Raw genomic sequence first — 16,709 nt, 5'->3', positions numbered from 1 at the left:
ATCCCCCTCGAACCGGCCCCGCCCCTGCATGTCACGCCAGGGTGGGGGCGGGGGCAGCCGCTCGATCCCGTCGTGCGGCTCGCCTCGCCCTCGGTAGATGTATGCCTCGTGCACTGTCCCGTCCGCCTTCCCTGCCGCTGTCCATGACCTTCCCCGCACCCGTCGCGCGCCGCCGTCGTCAGGGAGACCGCAGCGCGCCGCTTCCGACATCGGGGCGTCCGCCGGGGTCGTCCCACACGAGCGCGAGTTGTTCGGCCGGGGACGGTACCCCGGAGCCGAGTGCCTGGCGCCGCAACGACGTTATGCGTTCGGGCAGTCGAGCGGGGGTGCCTCCGGAGATCAGCCGTCTGGTCGCCGCGCGCAGCGCCCCCGACTCCACATGACCGTCTGCATCGCCCTCGTCGCGTCCCCACAGGACCACCGGAACGCCCGCGTCGAGCGCGGTTCCCACGACGCGCGTCACCTCTCCGGCCGGAGCGAGGCCGTACCGGGACGGCGGCTCCACGACGACGGCGAGGGCGCGGGAGAGGTGCCGCACGCTCCCCGACGGGTCCTGCTCGCCTCCGCACGGCAGCCAGACGGCCTGCTCGGCAGAGAGGTCGCGGGCCCCTTCGTACTCCTGCCAGCGGTGCGTCCATCGTTCGCGCGCGCGGCGGTCAGTCGGGCGCTCCAGATCCCGTACGACGACGGGGCACACCACGCCCAGGGGGAGACGCCCACTGGGCGTGTGGTCGCCGGGGCTGTTGACGGACCAGCGGTCGACGGGGAGATCGAGCAGGGAGCGGGGCAGTATGAACTCGACGCGCGAGGGCAGTCCGCCCGAGAGCTCCTGCGCCTTCTCGAAGAACGTGTTGAAACGGGCGGCGATCGGCCCGAGGGGCTGGGGCTCGTTGTCGACGACCAGGACGATCCAGCGCTCCGTGCTGTATCCCAGCCACATGGACAACAGGCATTCCCGGGAGCCGGGGTGATGGCGCTGGAGGCTCACGACCAGCCGTACGCCATCGTGCTGGTCGCCGGACGAGCCGTCCCGGCGGGATTCCGGAGCCGCCGGGATGGTGACACCGAGCCGGCGGGCAAACCGGTGGATCCACTCCTGCAGTTCGTCCCGTTGGCGCCAGGACCATCCGGGGCGCGCGGAGAGGGCGACGGCGAACCGCAGGACGGGTGGCGGCTGATGGGGAGGGGCCGCCAGATCCTCGAGGAAGGTGACGGCCTCCGCGAGCGACCGGGGAGGTTTCTCGGCCGCCGAGCCCGCGACCTCCAGGAAGGACGGCAGCCAGGGCTGGTGGCCGTCGGCGAGCAGAATGCGGACGAGTTCCGCGCCCTGTCCGCCGAGCGGGCGGGCAGGTTCGGTCGGTCGTGCCAGCAGGGCTCGCAACCGGTTGATGGCGGCCGTTTCGCCATGGAAGAAGGCCAGCTGGTCGGCGAGTTCCAGCAGGGCGCCGTCGCGGTGCATCAGATGCCGGATGACCAGGAGGGCCGTCCTCCGGGTGGAATCGTCCTGACTGAATCTCGCGGCGATCGGCGGCCGCAGCTCGTTCAGAATCACGGCCCGGGTGGGCACGTCCGCGAATCCCGGAAGATCGCAGAGCAGATCGACCAGTTCCGCGACCGTGGCCGGGTCCAGGTACGGCTCCGCAGTCAACGCGCACGGGCCGGGGTCGCACTGGACGTCTGCACAGAAGAGCTCCCCGTCATCGACACCCCCGCTCCCGTACACCCGTATGGCACCACATGCTACGGCTGCTGCCCCGCGCTGTGATCCGGATCCGCGAATCCCATGCCCGGCCTCCCCACCGTTCCCGGGCCTTCGTTCACCGTGTCGGTGGGGTTCATGAGGTGATCGATCATCCCCGGCATCCGACCACGGGACCTGCGGAACGCCCCTTCGACGAAATCATCCGAGATGCCGGCCCACGGCCGTCCGACTGCCCGGGCCCTGGAACAGCTCGCGGGCCCACGACCGGACGTCGATCCCGCATGGCGTCCGGTCGGCCGCCACCCCGTACACAGGGGAAGGGCCCCGCCCCGGGGCGAACCGGGGTGGGGCCCTTCCTGTTCGTGCTGATCGTTCAGGCTATTCCTGGACGGTGCGGCGGCGCCGTGTCCACCACACCAGGGCCGCGCCGGCGGCGGCGATCGCCGCGGCGATGCCGGAGATCAGGCCGATCGGGGTGTCCGATCCGGTGTCGGCGAGGCCGCCGTCCGGGTCCGGCCGGTTCGCCGGAGGCGTCGCGGCCCCACTGCCGCCGGTGTCACCGTTGCCGGGCTCGGTCGGCTCCGGGCCCGGCGACGTGGGGGGATCGGTCGGCGTCGGCTTCGGCGTCGGGGTCGGGGTCGGGGTCGGGTCGGGCTTCCCGTCATCCGTCAGAGCGGCGCCGTTGCCACCCAGGAACGCGGTGTCGCTGTCGCGGGCGGAGGTCTCGGTGCGTACGGAGTCCTTCGTCGCGCGGGGCAGTTCACGGTGCTGGGCGGTGAACTCGACACCGGTGACGTTCCGCTTGGGGGCCTTCGCGAAGTCGATGCCGCCGACGAAGAACGTGTAGATCCGTCCGTCACCGAGGGGCCATTCGTAGGTGAAGTCGCCCTCGGTGAAGGACTTCACCATCTCCTGCCACACGGTCCGCTTGTCCCAGTGGGCGTTCTCACCGCGCAGCGGCCACCGCTCCAGGTCGTTGCTGTCGATGAGGGGACGGAAGTCGGTGGCCTTCTTCGCGTCCTGCTGGCGGATCCACTCGGCCGCGACGCGGGACTTGTAGACGCGGCGCAGGTCAGCGTACTTGGGGTCGGTGTTGATCTGCTTCTGGACGTGCGGGACGAGATGCCGGGTGATCAGCCGGTGGCTGCGCTCCTTCTCCTCCTTGCTGAGCTTCTTCGAGCAGTCCTCGCCCGGTACGGGGGTGTCGAAGTCCATCGCCGCGTGGTTGACCTCCAGCGGGGCGTCGAGGATGTAGATCCCGCCGTCCTGCTCGCGGACCTTCGCCCGGCCGGGAACGATCCAGTTGCGTCCCGATCCCCAGCACGGCACCCCGTCGACCTTGGGGGCGGCGTCCATGAACTCCTTGCCCGGGGACTTCTCGGGGTCCATGGCACGGGAGAAGTCCCGCTTCATCTCCATGTCGGCTACCAGGAGGACACGGCCGGCGTCGGTTTCACCGAACGCCTTGTCCATGATGGTGTCCGGCTGGTCGGGGTTGAGGTTCACCCACTGCCGGTCCGGGGTGAGCGCCAGCCACGTGAACAGGGCATCGGAGGCCAGTTCGAGCTTCGCCTGGCCGCCCCAGCCCGGGTTGTCGTCCTCATCGGGCATGAGGTCGGCCTTCATGGAGTAGTCCAGAGCCTTGCCCTTGACCGGGTTGCCGACGTACTGGAGCTCCAGAGTGGAGAAGTCCACCCCGCCCGGGCCCCGGCCGAGCGCGGACCGGGCGTTGTCCGCCACGTACTGGTTCTGCAACTGCCGCGCCTGGGAAGGGTTCTGTCCTGACCCGTAGGCCATCGAGGCGCCCGGGCCCTGGGTGCCGCGGTTCGGCAGCGGGTTGAACACGTTGTACGTCTTCGTGTACTTCGTCTGCGGCCACTGGCCCTTCGCCGTCGCCCGGCGCTCCGCGATCCGGACCGGATTGTTCCCCGTCCCCCGCTCCGCCCGCAGCTTGTCGTTCTCGGCCTTGTAGTCGCGGAGGGTGGCCCCGTTCGGCTTCTCCGACGTGAACATCGTCAGGCGGTGCCGGGTGAAGTCGTGCTTCGCGTCCTTGTGCCGCAGGATGATCCTGTCGGCCCGGAGCTGGGCCGGCTTGCGCTTCCCGTCGGACTTGAACTCCCCCAGCTCACCGGTGCGCTGGTTGTAGGAGTCGTACCGCCGGGAGGCGATCTTCTTGCCGTCCTTGTCGAAGATCTCGATCGTGACCTCGCACAGCCAGTCGGGGCCGACCATGTTGAAGTCCTGAACCGCCTTGACCTCGAACACGCCCCCCTTCTGCTTGCTGACCTGCGCGCTGATCAGGTTGACCTTCCAGCTGCCGAACGGCTTGGGGTTGTTCGACTCGTTCCGATGCCGCTGATAGCGGGAGTAGATCGCTCTGCGCATGTCCTCCGGGTTCTTGGAGGCCGCATACGCCTTGTCCCACTTGTCGATGTCCGCGCGGCTGCCGGTGACCTGACCCAGCTCGGCCGCGGTGGGCGCCGGAACGTTCTCGAAGCCCTTGAACGCGTTGTTGTAGTAGTACTCCTCGTCGGGCCCGGACTTCGTCCAGTGGTGCTGACCCGTCGGCGCACCCGAGTTGTTCGGCGTACGCGGGACGGTCTTCTTCAGGTGCATCTGATCGCACCGCTTACCGCCGGTGATCTTCGCGTAGTCACCGGGCGCGGCCGACGCCACGGCCGGCAGGCCGACCAGCAGTACCGCCGCCGAGGAGACGACCGCCAGCGCGGCAGATAAGCGCCTTTTCAGGCGCTGTCGTATAGGTGTGCTCACGTAGTGTCCCTGGTCGTGGGGGCCATGGGACTCAAGACTGCGAGGGCAGGCCGGACAAGGGCCCCCGTATCGTGCCCGCTCCTGCGACCCACCACCCTAGGGGCCGTCAACACCGCACGTACAAGCTGTTGTTGACGTGGCGTGTGATGACTCCGCGAAGATCCTGCGCGGGCGACAGCACGGTTCGGTAGGTTCTGGCCATGACCACACCCCACTCCGACTACGACTCCACCCGCCACCCCGACCTCCTGGTCTGGCTCACCGAACGCCAGGCCGCCTTCGGGAGCTGGGCGCGGGAAGCCGGCGGCGTCGACAGGTTCGACTTCTCCGACGCCTCCCTCGACGCGCTGGAAGACCTGGTCAAGGAGACCTTCGCGGAGTCGGATGAGATCACCGCGCAACGCCGCTCCCCCTTCGTCCAGGGTGCCGCGTGGTACATCGGCGAGACCCTGCGCCGACGGCGCGAGGGCTGGGTATGGAAGTTCGAACCGGACGTCGCCTTCGGCCTGCTCCCGGCGTTCTATCCCGCGGTCCCGGACCCCGCGTACCTGGACACCCCCTGCGTCGGCGCACCCGACGCCAAGCCCGGCGAACACTGGTACCCCCTGAACACGCTGCGCCGACTCCTCGCCACCGAGGACGAGTTCGACAACCCGATCGACGAAGGGCTCGTCGGCATGATCGAAGGCTGGTACGACGAAGACGAGGAGGACGACGAGTAGCCGGCGCCCGCAGTGCCGTCGGCGCCCTTCCGTCACGGCGGAGCCGGGCGAGAGCGCGCTCGGGGCTTCGAGTCCGTCGAGTACGCCGAGCTGCCCGCTCGCGCGGTCACGAAGTACCGTATGGGCAGGCTTTCAGCTAGCCAGGCGGGAAACGGGGGCACGATGAGAAGCGGGGTCCGGGCGCTGCAGCGCGAACAGACGCGGCAAACCCTGTTGAACGAGAGCCGTCGGCTCTTCTCGACTCACGGGTACGCCGCCGTCAACCTGTCGGAGGTCGTCCAGGCGGCCGGCGTCACCAAGGGGGCGCTCTACCACCACTTCGAAAGCAAGAGCGCACTCTTCCAGGCCGTGCTGGAAGAGGTTCAGGAGGAGGTGGCCGCGTACGTCGCGGCGACGGCGGACGCCCAGGAGGACTCCTGGAGCCAACTCGCCTCGGGGTGCCAGGCGTTCCTCGAGGCCACCACGAATCCCTCGGTCCAGCGCGTCATGCTGGTGGACGGACCGGCGGTGCTCGGCTGGCCGAGCTGGCGGGCGATGACCGCGGCCAGCTCAGGTCGCCACCTCGCCGACGCCCTCGAGACCCTGATCATCGAGGGCGTCATCCCGGCACAGCCTGCGGCGCCGCTGACACATCTGCTCTCCGGGGCGATGAACGAGGCCGCGTTGTGGCTGGCATCGTCGGAGGACTCCGCCGACCTCGAGGCCACCCGGCGCGCGCTGACGCGACTGCTGGAGGCGCTGCGGACCAGGTGACGACCGATCGGCTCGCGGGTCAGGCCACCAGGACGTCGACCCGGACCCCGTTGGGGTCGACGAGGGAGGCGTGCCCCGGACCCCCGTCCCGTACGGCTCCGTCGGCGGCGAGCCTCTCCCACACCCCGGGGCCGTCCTCCACGTCAAGGGTGATCCGGACCGCACGCATCGGTGTGCGGAACGCCTCGGGCAGAGCGGGGTGGGTGAGGTCGAGGAGGGCGAGCTCGGGGTGCCGCTCCCCCGACCGGGCCAGCGCGGCGTACCACGGGGTCGCGTGTGCGACGGTGAGTCCGAAGAGTCTTCCGTAGAAGCTGCGGGTCTGGTCCATGCGCGAGGTGCAGATCACCGGACAGAAGCTGGTCAACATCGAGACGGCTCCGCTCACATACCAACGGTAGGTCAAATGACGCTAAGGGCGTACCTCCGGTATGTCAACGCGCCCTTGAGAAGGGCAACGAGCGGGCGGCGCCCAGGACACGCCTTGGCGTGACGCCGGGACGCGAGGGTCGTTGAGAAACCGAACGGACGTATCCTGCGATCGGAACGGTGCCACGATGACCTCCTCGACCCTGACCAGCTTCTATCCGGTGATCTGCACCGAACTCCTCGACGAGGCCGTGGCCTTCTACCGCACGCACTTCGGCTTCGAGACGACGTATGCAAGTGACTGGTACGTCAGCCTGCGCCGGCCCGAACCGCCGTACCACGAACTGGCTCTGGTCTCGGCCGACCATCCCACCGTTCCCGAGGGCTACCGCCGCCCGGCCGGCGGCCTCCTCCTCAACTTCGAGGTGACGGACGTGGACGCCGAGTACGAGCGGCTGGTGCGGCACGCGGGACTCCGGGTCGCCCTGGAGCTGCGGAGCGAGGCCTTCGGACAGCGCCACTTCATCGTGGCCGCCCCGGATGGCGTCCTGGTGGACGTCATCACGCCCATCCCTCCCACGGCCGACTACGCCGACGCGTACACGGGCGGCTCCGGTACGGGGGCATGACGGGTTCGGCCCGCGTCCAGCAGGGACGCGGGCCGAACTCGGATCGCCCTTCAGGGGCGGGACGTACCGTTACTTCTCCGCGCCGACGACCGGCGCCGCTTCGGCCGCACCGTCCGAGTCGTCGGTCGGCCCACCCGTGGCGGGCAGCTTCACGACGACGGCCACCAGCACGGCGGAGGCGACCGCGACAGCGGCCCCGATGCCGCCGATGACGTTCAGGCCGTCCGTGAACGCCTCACGCGCGGAGGCCAGCAGCCCGGACGCCGCTTCCGCGGGCAGGCCCCGCGCGGCGTCGACGGCCCCGGCCAGCGTGTCACCCGCGTAGTCCGGAGCCCCCTCCGGCACCTTGACGCCTGCGTGGTAGAGGGCGGCGCCGAGGCTGCCGAGGATCGCCACACCCAGCGCCATGCCGAGCTCGGTGCTCGTCTCCGAGAGGGCCGCGGCCCCGCCGGCCCGCTCCGGCGGAGCGGCCCCGACCACGATGTCCGTGCCCAGCGCGATCAGCGGGCCGCCACCGGCGTACACGAAGGCGAAGCCGGTCACCACCTGGGCGATGCCCGAGGTGCTGTCGGCCATGCTCAGCATCAGGTGGCCGACCGCCGAGACGAGCAGGCCGGCCGCGACCACGTACGCGGGACGGAAGCGGCTCGCCGCCATCGGGGACACCACCGCGGTGACGATCAGCGCGAACGCCGCCGGCAGCAGGTACAGGCCCGCCTTCATGGGGCTCAGGTCGCCGACGAGCTGGAGGAACTGGGTCACCATCAGGTACGTGCCGCCCGCCACCAGCATGCTGAGCAGCAGCGTCACCAGCGCGGTGCGGAAGGTGGCGGTCCGGAACAGCGCCAGGTCCATCAGCGGGTTCTCCAGAGTCCGCTGGCGGCGGACGAAGAGCACGCCGACGACCAGGCCCACGACGACGGCGAGGACGGGAACCGCCCCGAACCCGGAGTTGGCGATCTCCTTCAGGCCGTAGATCACCGGAAGTATGGCGGCGAGCGACAGTGCCACGCTCGTCAGGTCGAGGCCCCCGGCCTCCTCGTCACGGTACTCGGGCAGCAGCAGCGGACCGGCCACCAGGAGCAGCGCCATGATCGGCACGCCGAGCAGGAAGACGGAACCCCACCAGAAGTACTCCAGCATGGCGCCGCCCACCACCGGGCCGAGCGCGATGCCCACGGAGAACATCGTGACCCAGACGGCGATGGCCACACCGCGCTGCCGGGCGTCCTGGAACATGTTGATGATCAGGGCCAGCGTGGAGGGCATCAACGTGGCTCCGGCGAGGCCCATCGCCGCCCGGGCCGCGATCAGGGAGACCGGCCCGTCGGCGTAGACGGCTGCCAGCGAAGCGAGGCCGAACGCGGCCGCGCCGATCAGCAGCAGCTTGCGGCGGCCGATGCGGTCTCCGAGGGTGCCCATGGTCACCAGGAAGCCGGCGATCAGAAAGCCGTAGATGTCGATGATCCACAGCATCTGGGAGGCGGAGGGGTCCAGCGCCGCGCTGATGTGCGGCACGGCGAGGTGCAGCACGCTCACGTCGATGGAGAGCAGCAGGGTCGGCAGTGCCAGGACTGCCAGGCCCAGCCACTCACGTGACGTTGCCTGTGCGGGGGTGTCGACGTCGGTGGTCAACGGTGTTCCTTTCGGGGACGTACTCATCGCTGCCCGGCGCGGACGCCGGGCAGAGGCATAAGGGGCGCCGCCTGGAGCGGCGCGGTGGGGGAAGGCTGCAGAAGCGCCGTGACGGCGGCCGCGTTGGCGGGGGTGTACAGGTAGAAGTGACCTCCGGTGAAGGTGCGGTACTCGAAGGGGCCGGAGGTCTCCAGCGACCACAGGTGCATCCGGTCACCGATCACCACCGGGTCGTCCACGGCGCCGAGTGCGAGAATCGGGACATCCACCCCTGACCGGGGACGTCGGTAGGTCTCCATCGCTTCCAGGTCGGCGCGGATCGCCAGCAGCGACGGACCGACCAGGTCGGCGCGGTTCCTCACCCCCGGGGACATCCCGCCTATGTCCGTCAGGTGCTCCAGCAGTTCCGCGTCGCTTCTGAGGTGGGCGAAGGGCGGCTCGCTGGGGAAGCACGGCGGCTGCCGCGCCGATACCGCGAGACGCGCCGGGGGCAGGCCCTTGGCCTCCATCGCGCGGGTGAGCTCGAAGCCGAGGACGCTGCCGAAGCTGTGCCCGATGACGGCGTACGGCAGTGGTTCCAGCTCGGCCAGTTCGCAGGCCAGAGCCTCGACCATCGGCTCCACCCGGTTCATGGGCGGCTCACTGATGCGCGCGCCTCGGCCGGGCAGCTGGGCCACGACGCACTCGACCTCCTCCGGCAGCACCTGCCACCAGGAACGGAAGGCGGACGGCCACCCGCCGGCGTGCGGGAGCGCCACCAACCGGAACCGCGGGCGGGCCCGGGGCGCGTGCCCCGGGCCGCTCTCGGCGGTGCGGCGGGCACCGCTGCCCACCTTCATCCACCAGCCGCTCATCCGGTCCCCGCGTCCCCGGACACCGCGTGTCCGGCGGTCACGGGCGGTCCGGCCGGCGCGCGGCCGGCCAGCAGCGGGTGGTGTTTCTCCAGGTGCAGGATCACCCGCTCCTGATGACGCTGGAGCCGTTGCCCCGGAAGGTGCTCCAGGGAGTGCAGGAACGGGTCCTCGGGCGTCGGCAGCCCGGCGATCCCGGTGGCCGTGCCGAGCACCAGCATCGGCTGGTACCACGCCGAGTAGCCGCCCTCGTGGGCGAACACGACCCGACCGCCCGTCAGTTCGTCGGCGAGCCGGCCCATGGCCGAGGCCATGGCGTGGAAGGTCCGGCTGGTGCACATCATCCGGCCCATCGGGTCGTGGCCGCCCGCGTCCACGCCCGCCGCCACCAGGATCAGGTCCGGGGCGAAGGCGCGGGCCGCCGGCTCCACGATCCGTTCCATGACCGCGAGGTAGGCGCCGTGGCCGGAACCGGCGGGCAGCGGCACGTTGAGCGTGCTGCCCGCGCCCCTGCCGACGCCGGTCTCCATGACGAGACCGGACGCGGTGGGGAACAAGCCGTCCTGGTGGACGGAGATGTACAGGACGTCGGGGTCCTCGTAGAAGGTGCGCTGGATGCCGTTGCCGTGGTGCACGTCCCAGTCGAGGATCAGTACCCGTCGCGCCCCGTGGCGCTGTGCCGCGCGGGCGGCCACCGCCAGGTTGTTGTAGAGGCACAGCGCCATCGCCCGGTCGGGCTCGGCGTGGTGGCCGGGCGGGCGCACCAGGCAGTAGGCGCGGTCGAACCTGCCGTCCAGGACGCCCGTCGCCGCCTGGACACAGGCTCCGGCGGCGAGCCTGGCCGCCCGCGCGCTGTGGTAGTTGACGTGGGCGTACACGCCGGCGTCGCCGGCGCCGGCTGCCGAGGCGGCCTCGACCCGGTCGATGTGGTCGGGGACGTGCACGAGGAGCAGTTCCTCGTCGGTGGCCGGCGCCGGGGTGTGGACGGTGTAGTGGTCCATCACCCCGGTCGCCTTGACCAGGCCCTCGGCACGCCGCAGGTCGGGATCGACCGCGAACTGCCGCAGCGGTTCGATGCCCGGCCCGACCGGCACGTATCCCGAACCGGCGCCCGGGTCGTGCCAGAAGCAGATCTCGTGGCTGAACCATGCGAGTCGGGAGCCGCTCACCAGCCGGACACTCCCAGCGAGGCGCGGCTGACGCCGGACGCCTTCTCGATGTACTGGAGGTAGTACTCGCGCTCCTCGTCGGGTGTGCGCTTGGTGCGCAGCGTCGTCTCCAGCAGACGGAGGATCTCCTCGGCCTCGGCCGGGGTCAGTCCCCTCTCGCCGATCTCCTTCTCCAGCGCGCGGATGCGCGCCGCCGGCTCCGCCACTCCGGACGCGAACGCCGCCGGGTCACTGTCGTGGTTGCGGGTGGAGGCGATGGTCTTCAGAACCGCTCCGAAGAACGCCGTGGTGTCGGTCATGGTCGAATCCCCCTTGCTCGCGGTACATCGGTCGGTACGTCAACCGGTTCACCGGCCGTTGTGCGGCCGGCAGGCCGGTGTTCGGCCGGAACGCCTGTCGGCGCACCGGTCGGAGCCTTGATCCGTACGTCGGTCGTTGCGGGTGCGCGGTGCTCCCCCGTGCCGGGGGAACGGTGCCGCGCGGCACCGGTCGGTCAGCGGATGAGGCCGCAGGCGCGGCCTGCCTTCTCGAGCGTGAGGACCGCCGCGTCCAGGTCGGCCTCGGTGTGGCTGAGGTTGACGATCGTCCGCAGCCGGGGAAGGGTCCGCGGCACGGCCGGGTACACGATCGGCTGGACGAAGAGCCCGTCCAGCTGGCACAGCCGCGCCATCTCCACGGCCTGGTCGGCACTGGAGCAGATCAGGGGCACGACGGGCGTCTCACTGGCGAGCGTGTCGAAGCCCAGGGCGTGCAGCTGGTCCCGGTACCGGGTGGTCCTGGCCCGCAGTTCACGGGGGAGGGACGGCGCGGCGGTCATCACCTCGACGGCGGCCTTGGCGGCGGCCACCTGGGCGGGCGTCGCAGCCGCGGAGAACATCCAGCCCCGCGCGTTGTTCTTCAGCGCGAAGATCAGGTCACGGGAGCCGGCGACGTAGCCGCCGGCGCTCGGGACGGTCTTGGAGAGCGTGCCCATCTTCACGTGGACGCGGTCCGGGTCGATGCCGAAGTGCTCGGTGATGCCGCGCCCGGTGTCGCCCAGCACGCCGAGGCTGTGCGCCTCGTCGACCATCAGCGGGGCGTCGTACCGCTCGCACAGCTCCAGGATGCCGGGCAGGTCGGCCACGTCGCCGTCCATGCTGAACACGGCGTCGGTGACCACAAGGCGCCCGCCGTCTCCCGCCTTGCGCAGGGCGCGTTCGAGGTCGGCGAGGTCGTTGTGGGCGTAGGTGACGACCTTGGCGCCCGACAGCCGGTACCCGTCCAGGATGCTGGCGTGGTTGTAGACGTCGCCGATCACGGTGTCGCCCGGGCCGACGAGGGCGCCGACCGTGGCCACGTTCGCCATGTAGCCGCTGGAGAACACGATGGCGTCCTCCGCGCCGAGGAAGCGGGCGAGGGCCAGCTCCAGCTCCCGGTGCAGGTGCAGGGTGCCGGCCAGCAGCCGCACGCCGTGGGCGCCGGTCCCGTGCCGCTCGACGGCGCGCAGCGCCTGGTCGTCGATGTAGGGGTGCCCGATCAGCCCGAGGTAGCTGTACGAGGCGAAGTTCAGGAACCAGCGGCCGTCGAACTTGATGCGGGAGCCCGACGCCTCCTCGATCACCGGCTCGTAGAAGTACTCGCCCCTCGCGACGATCCCGCGGTCGTCGGCCGACAGCGCGTCGATGCGGCGGTCGAGGAAGGTGCCCTGCGGGGCGTCGGCCAGCCGGCCGGGGAGGGTACGGCGGGGGGTGCGGGCTCCGGCGGCGGGCTCCGTGCCGGGGGTGGGCAGGACCGCGGGGACGGAGGCCGTGGCGGGACCCGGACGGGGGGACACCGGCCGGGCGGGCGCGGAGGCCGGGGTCACCCGGGCCGCGGGGACCGTCAGAGCGGGCTCCGTCTCGCGGTAGAGGTCCCAGTCGGGCACGAAGGCGTTCGCGGCCCGGCCGGGAGCCGGCTCCGGTACCGGCGGCTGCTCCGGCGCCCGCACGGCGGTCGAGGGGGCCGCAGGAGCCGGAGCGGCGGGCACCGCGGGGGCCCCGTAGGGCGACTCGCGGGGCGCGGGTACGGGCGGGGGCGGTGCCTGGGCGGCGGCGCGAGGGAGGGACTCCAGGTGCGTGAGGAGCGTGCCGACCCGGGTGTGCTCGAAGAACGCCATCGGGTCCACGTCGAGCCCGTCGGCGGCCAGCGAGGCCGCGAGTTCGACGGCCATCATGGAGTCGAGGCCCAGCTCCAGCAGGTCGTCCTCGGCGGAGACCGAGTCGAGGTGCAGGACCTTCCTGAGGGCGAGGGTGAGTGACGGCCAGAGGCCGGCGTCGGGCGTGACAGCAGTCATGGATGCGTCCTTCGCATTCGCGGCGGAGAGTACGTAGTGCGCGGGTGGGCGGCCCAGGGCCGTGCGGAGCAATGCGATGCCGTCGTCCTCGGTGAGCGCGGCGACGCCGTGCGCGGCGGCCTTGGGCGCGATGCTCTCGCCCATGCCGACCGTCCACAGGCCCCAGCCGAGGCTGTACCAGGGCAGGCCCTCCGCCCGCCGGCGGGCGGCGTAGCCGTCCAGGTAGCCGTTGGCCGCGGCGTAGGCGCTCTGGCCGAGGTTGGCCCGGACGGCCGCGATCGAGGAGAAGAGGACGACGAAGGCGGGGCGTTCACCGCCCGCGACGAGGTCGGCGAGGACGTGCGTACCGCCGACCTTGGGGCCGAGAACGGCGTCCACCCGGTCGGGCATGAGGCTCCGGGCGAGTCCGTCGCGGAGCACGCCCGCCGCGTGGAACACCCCGTCGAAGGGGCCGGACAGCACCTCCCCGAGGGAGCGGACGTCCGCGGCGACGACATCGAGGTCGCAGCGCCCGGCGAGCCGGTCGAGGCGCTCTCGTGCCTCGCCCTGTGCGGGCACGGTCCGCCCGACCAGCGTCAGCCGGGCACAGCCCTCGTCCGCGAGGAACTCCGCCACGCGCAGGCCGATGCCGCCCATACCGCCGGTGATCAGGAAGCGGCCGCCCCGGTACCGCACCTCGCGTGCGGGGGCCGGGGGCGCCGTCAGCAGCGAGGGCTCGTACCAGATGCCGTTCCTGAGGGCGAGCTCCGCGCCGTCCCTGCGCAGCGCCTCCCAGAGGGCGGTCCCGTAGGCCTCCCCCGCTCCTGCGGCCCGATCCGGGCCGGAGCCGAGGTCGGCCAGGCGGACCCGGGTACGAGGGTGCTCGATGCGCAGGGTACGGCCGAGGCCCCACAAGGCGGTCATGAAGGGGTCGACCGCCTCCCCCTCCGTCACCGCGTGCGCGGTGCCGGTGACGATCAGCAGGTCGGGCATGGGCGAGCGGGCGGCGAGCCGGCGCACCAGCGCGAAGACGCCCTGGAGGGCCTTGGTCGCCGCCGCCGCGTCGTCCACCGGGCCGTCGGGGGCCACATAGACGACATCCCGTGGGGCGGTGCCGTCCGGCAGGGCGTCGAGGCCTTCGTCGACGAGGGCCTCCGGCGTCAGGTGGAGGATGCGGTGGCCGCCGGTCTCACGGGGCGCGTGGGCCGCGACCAGCAGGACGGTGCGCTCGGCGACGGCCGCAGGTCCGCCGGTACCGGCGGACTCCTCGGGGCCGGCCCCCGGGTCGGGGCGGGCGGGTCCCGGGGCCGTCTCGCGCCAGACCAGGGCCTCGATCGTCGGGACCGCCGCCGGTGCCCGCCCGGCCCCGGCCCGGACCCCTTCGGTGGGCGCGACGGGTGCGGCGGACGCCGCAGGCCCTCCAGGCGCTGCGGGCGCCGCGGGGAGGCCACCCGGCCGGGACACCGGGACGGGCGCGGTGGCGGTGCCGCCGGCCGGGGCGGGCACCGCCGTACCCGCGGCCTTGAGCGTGATCCTGTGCAGTTCCAGGAGCACCTCCCCCTGCTGGCTGCAGACCACGGCCCGGCCGCGGACGGCCCCGCCGCCGGTGTCGGCGGTCTCGTCCCTCTCGACCAGCGCGATCACCGTGCCGGAGATCCGGCGGCGGGCCGTCACTCGACCGACGTACCAGGGCAGGCACATGCCGGCCGAGCCGTCGTCGAGCATGCCGAGCGCCTGGAAGACGCTGTCGAGCAGCGGCGGCGGTACGAACGGGGGCACCGCGCCGCCGTCCGCCTCGTCCTCGACCCGGAGCATCAGCAGCATGCGTCCGGGCCCCCGGTCCGCCGACCGGACGACCCGGTAGGCGGGCCCGTACGAGATGCCGCTCGCGTCCCGCCACGCGGCCATGTCCGTCAGCGGAACACGCTGTGTGCAGCCCGCCCTGAGCGCTGCCACGTCGACGTATCGAGGCGGCGGTAAGGGCGTGCTCGACACCCGGGCGACGCTGTGCTCGACCGGCTCCGCACCGGGCGCGGACGGCAGGGAACGGACCGCGTACCGGCTCTCCCCGGCCGGCGCCACCTCGATACCGGCCTCGGGGCCGGAGACGGTCAGCGGCGTCTTGAACGCGAGCTGCTCCAGCTGCCACACCCGGTCGGGCAGGTCGGCGGCGCAGGCGGAGAGCAGTGCGTCGATCTGGGCGGCGGCGGGGACGACCGGGACACCGCCGATCCGGTGGTCGGCGACCAGCGGATCGGCGGCCCTGAGGGTGATCCGACGGGCGCTCACGTACGCAACCCGAAGCGGCCGGTGGCCCGCACGAGGCCGTTCACCTGGATGTCGACGGCATGCTCGCCGGAGTAGTACGTGCGCGTCTGGACCTCCCTGATGGGGTGGGACTTCTCCAGCGTCCGCTTCTCGCCGGGGCCGAGTTCGAGCGTGGTCAGCTTGAAGACCTTGGGGATGGTGCGCCCGTTCTTGCGGACGTGGTGCACCACGTAGTCGACGGCGATGCTGTGCCGTCGGTCGTCGGTGTTCTCGATGTCGAAGTCGATGACGAGGGTGTCGCCGACGGTCACCGCGTCCGGGGTGATGCGCAGCCGGGGTACGAGCACGTGCTCGCCGCCGGTGGCCCCGAGCAGGCCCAGGGCCTGCTGGTCGCCCTTCTTCACGAGGGTGCGCAGACCGTGCCTGACGATCCACCGGGTCTCGGGAGTGGGGCTCTCCTCCAGCCAGCGCAGCGCCGTGGCGAGCGCGACCTCGGGGTGGTCCTTGGAGATGTCGTTGAGGTTGTTGGCGACGGACTTCCGTACGTACTCGGACGGGTCGCTGCGCAGCGGTTCGAGGATCTCCAGGACCGGCTGCGGGTCCTTGACGAAGAAGGCCAGCGTGCGATGCCAGGGAAGCCGGGGGCGGACGCCCTCGGTGGCCAGCCGGCGCACGTTGTGACTGGGGCTGACCGCCCATCCGGCGACCTTCTCCATCGTCAGCTCGTAGTGCTGTTCGAGGTAGGGGCGGATGGCGTACTCGCCGGTGTGCCGCTTGGTGATCTCCTCGATGGCGTCGAGGGACAGCGCGGGGTGGTCGAGCCCGTACTCCTCGACGAAGCGGGCCACCGGCATGAGGAACCAGCTGCTGTTGAACATGCCTTCGCCCTCGGCGAGTTCGTCCTCGAGGATGGCGAGGAGGATCGGCACGGCCTTCGCGTAGTCCTCGGGGAGCCGCGTCCGCAGCCCTTCCGCGAGGACCAGGACCCGGTCCTTCAGCTCCAGTCCGGGGATGCGCCTCTCGACCTCGGCCGCGTAGTCCTCCACTGCGAAATCGGGGTGGACGGCTCGGATCCTGCCGCCGATGAGGCGCGCCGCTTCACCGTTGAAGTGACGCTTCAGTCCGTACTCGCTAGCCATGACGCTGGGTACCTCTCGTTCGTGTGGTGCGGGTGTTGCACGTTGTTCGGAAGGGTGGGGTCGGGGGTGGGCGGGGTCGGGGTCGGGGGTCGGGCCGGGGCCGAAGGCGGGGGCGGGGTCGGTATCGCGTTCTGGGTCGTGTCCGCGGTCGGGGAGATCCAGTACCGCTGTCGGTGGAAGGGGTAGGTGGGGAGGGTCATCGTGCGGTGGCCCTTGCCGGCATGCACACCCGCCCAGTCCACCGCCCCCGACGCACCACCGGCATAAGCCGCCACAGCCGCATACACCTCCGCCTGATCGACACGATCACGCCGCAAAGTCGACAACCACAACGGCTCGACCCCCTGCCACGACGCACGCGCCAACGACGTCAACTGCGGCTGCGCACCGATCTCCCACACCACACCCGCACC

General features: G+C 71.5%; 12 protein-coding genes. 3 read left to right on the top strand and 9 right to left on the bottom strand.

All coding sequences use genetic code 11. From position 1 onward, the window contains the following. Positions 1-178: 178 nt before the first annotated feature. Both ACZ4XX_RS12120 and ACZ4XX_RS12115 read right to left on the bottom strand, forming a co-directional pair. Positions 179-1,648 carry a VMAP-C domain-containing protein gene (locus ACZ4XX_RS12120; protein WP_468507823.1) on the bottom strand — a complete coding sequence of 490 codons (1,470 nt, stop codon included), beginning with the start codon at positions 1,646-1,648 and terminating at the stop codon, positions 179-181. Between the two features lie 432 nt (positions 1,649-2,080). Further along, positions 2,081-4,474 (bottom strand): hypothetical protein, encoded by a 2,394-nt coding sequence (locus ACZ4XX_RS12115; RefSeq protein ID WP_468507822.1) that lies wholly within the window; start codon positions 4,472-4,474, stop codon positions 2,081-2,083. A gap of 200 nt (positions 4,475-4,674) precedes the next feature. On the opposite strand from ACZ4XX_RS12115, the gene ACZ4XX_RS12110 reads away from it, so the two are divergent. Further along, positions 4,675-5,196, top strand: coding sequence for a hypothetical protein (locus ACZ4XX_RS12110; protein ID WP_468507821.1), 522 nt, complete (start codon positions 4,675-4,677; stop codon positions 5,194-5,196). 162 nt (positions 5,197-5,358) lie between these two features. Continuing rightward, entirely contained in the window at positions 5,359-5,949 is a 591-nt protein-coding gene (locus tag ACZ4XX_RS12105) for a TetR/AcrR family transcriptional regulator (protein ID WP_468507820.1), read from the top strand. A 19-nt stretch (positions 5,950-5,968) separates the two neighbouring features. Here the strand turns inward: ACZ4XX_RS12105 and ACZ4XX_RS12100 are convergent, their stop codons facing one another. Further along, positions 5,969-6,334, bottom strand: coding sequence for a VOC family protein (locus ACZ4XX_RS12100; protein WP_468507819.1), 366 nt, complete (start codon positions 6,332-6,334; stop codon positions 5,969-5,971). 169 nt (positions 6,335-6,503) lie between these two features. Here ACZ4XX_RS12100 and ACZ4XX_RS12095 point away from each other — a divergent pair, with 169 nt between their 5' ends. Continuing rightward, positions 6,504-6,944: a VOC family protein gene (locus tag ACZ4XX_RS12095; protein WP_468507818.1), complete on the top strand. Its 441-nt coding sequence runs from the start codon at positions 6,504-6,506 to the stop codon at positions 6,942-6,944. A gap of 69 nt (positions 6,945-7,013) precedes the next feature. Here ACZ4XX_RS12095 and ACZ4XX_RS12090 read toward each other — a convergent pair whose 3' ends face one another. From ACZ4XX_RS12090 to ACZ4XX_RS12065, 6 genes are all read right to left on the bottom strand, one after another. Beyond that, a complete protein-coding gene (locus tag ACZ4XX_RS12090) occupies positions 7,014-8,606 on the bottom strand; it encodes an MFS transporter (protein WP_468507817.1) in 1,593 nt (530 codons plus the stop codon). Continuing rightward, entirely contained in the window at positions 8,603-9,433 is an 831-nt protein-coding gene (locus ACZ4XX_RS12085; RefSeq protein ID WP_468507816.1) for a thioesterase II family protein, read from the bottom strand. The genes ACZ4XX_RS12090 and ACZ4XX_RS12085 overlap by 4 nt, the downstream gene beginning before the upstream one ends. After that, a complete protein-coding gene (locus ACZ4XX_RS12080) occupies positions 9,430-10,599 on the bottom strand; it encodes a class II histone deacetylase (protein WP_468507815.1) in 1,170 nt (389 codons plus the stop codon). Before ACZ4XX_RS12080 ends, ACZ4XX_RS12085 begins: the two co-directional genes overlap by 4 nt. After that, the gene (locus ACZ4XX_RS12075) at positions 10,596-10,898 is read right to left on the bottom strand and encodes a hypothetical protein (protein WP_341623410.1); all 303 of its coding nucleotides are present in this window, start codon (positions 10,896-10,898) and stop codon (positions 10,596-10,598) included. The genes ACZ4XX_RS12080 and ACZ4XX_RS12075 overlap by 4 nt, the downstream gene beginning before the upstream one ends. A 194-nt stretch (positions 10,899-11,092) precedes the next feature. Further along, positions 11,093-15,178 carry a bifunctional SDR family oxidoreductase/pyridoxal phosphate-dependent aminotransferase family protein gene (locus tag ACZ4XX_RS12070; RefSeq protein ID WP_468507814.1) on the bottom strand — a complete coding sequence of 1,362 codons (4,086 nt, stop codon included), beginning with the start codon at positions 15,176-15,178 and terminating at the stop codon, positions 11,093-11,095. Continuing rightward, positions 15,175-16,296, bottom strand: a complete 1,122-nt coding sequence (locus tag ACZ4XX_RS12065; RefSeq protein WP_468507813.1) for a DNA alkylation repair protein — start codon at positions 16,294-16,296, stop codon at positions 15,175-15,177. The genes ACZ4XX_RS12070 and ACZ4XX_RS12065 overlap by 4 nt, the downstream gene beginning before the upstream one ends. Between the last annotated feature and the right edge of the window lie 413 nt (positions 16,297-16,709).

The organism is Streptomyces sp. NPDC029956 (assembly GCF_055574655.1).
The sequence above is the reverse complement of the archived record's forward strand: the minus strand, read 5'-3'. Positions and strand labels throughout refer to the sequence as shown.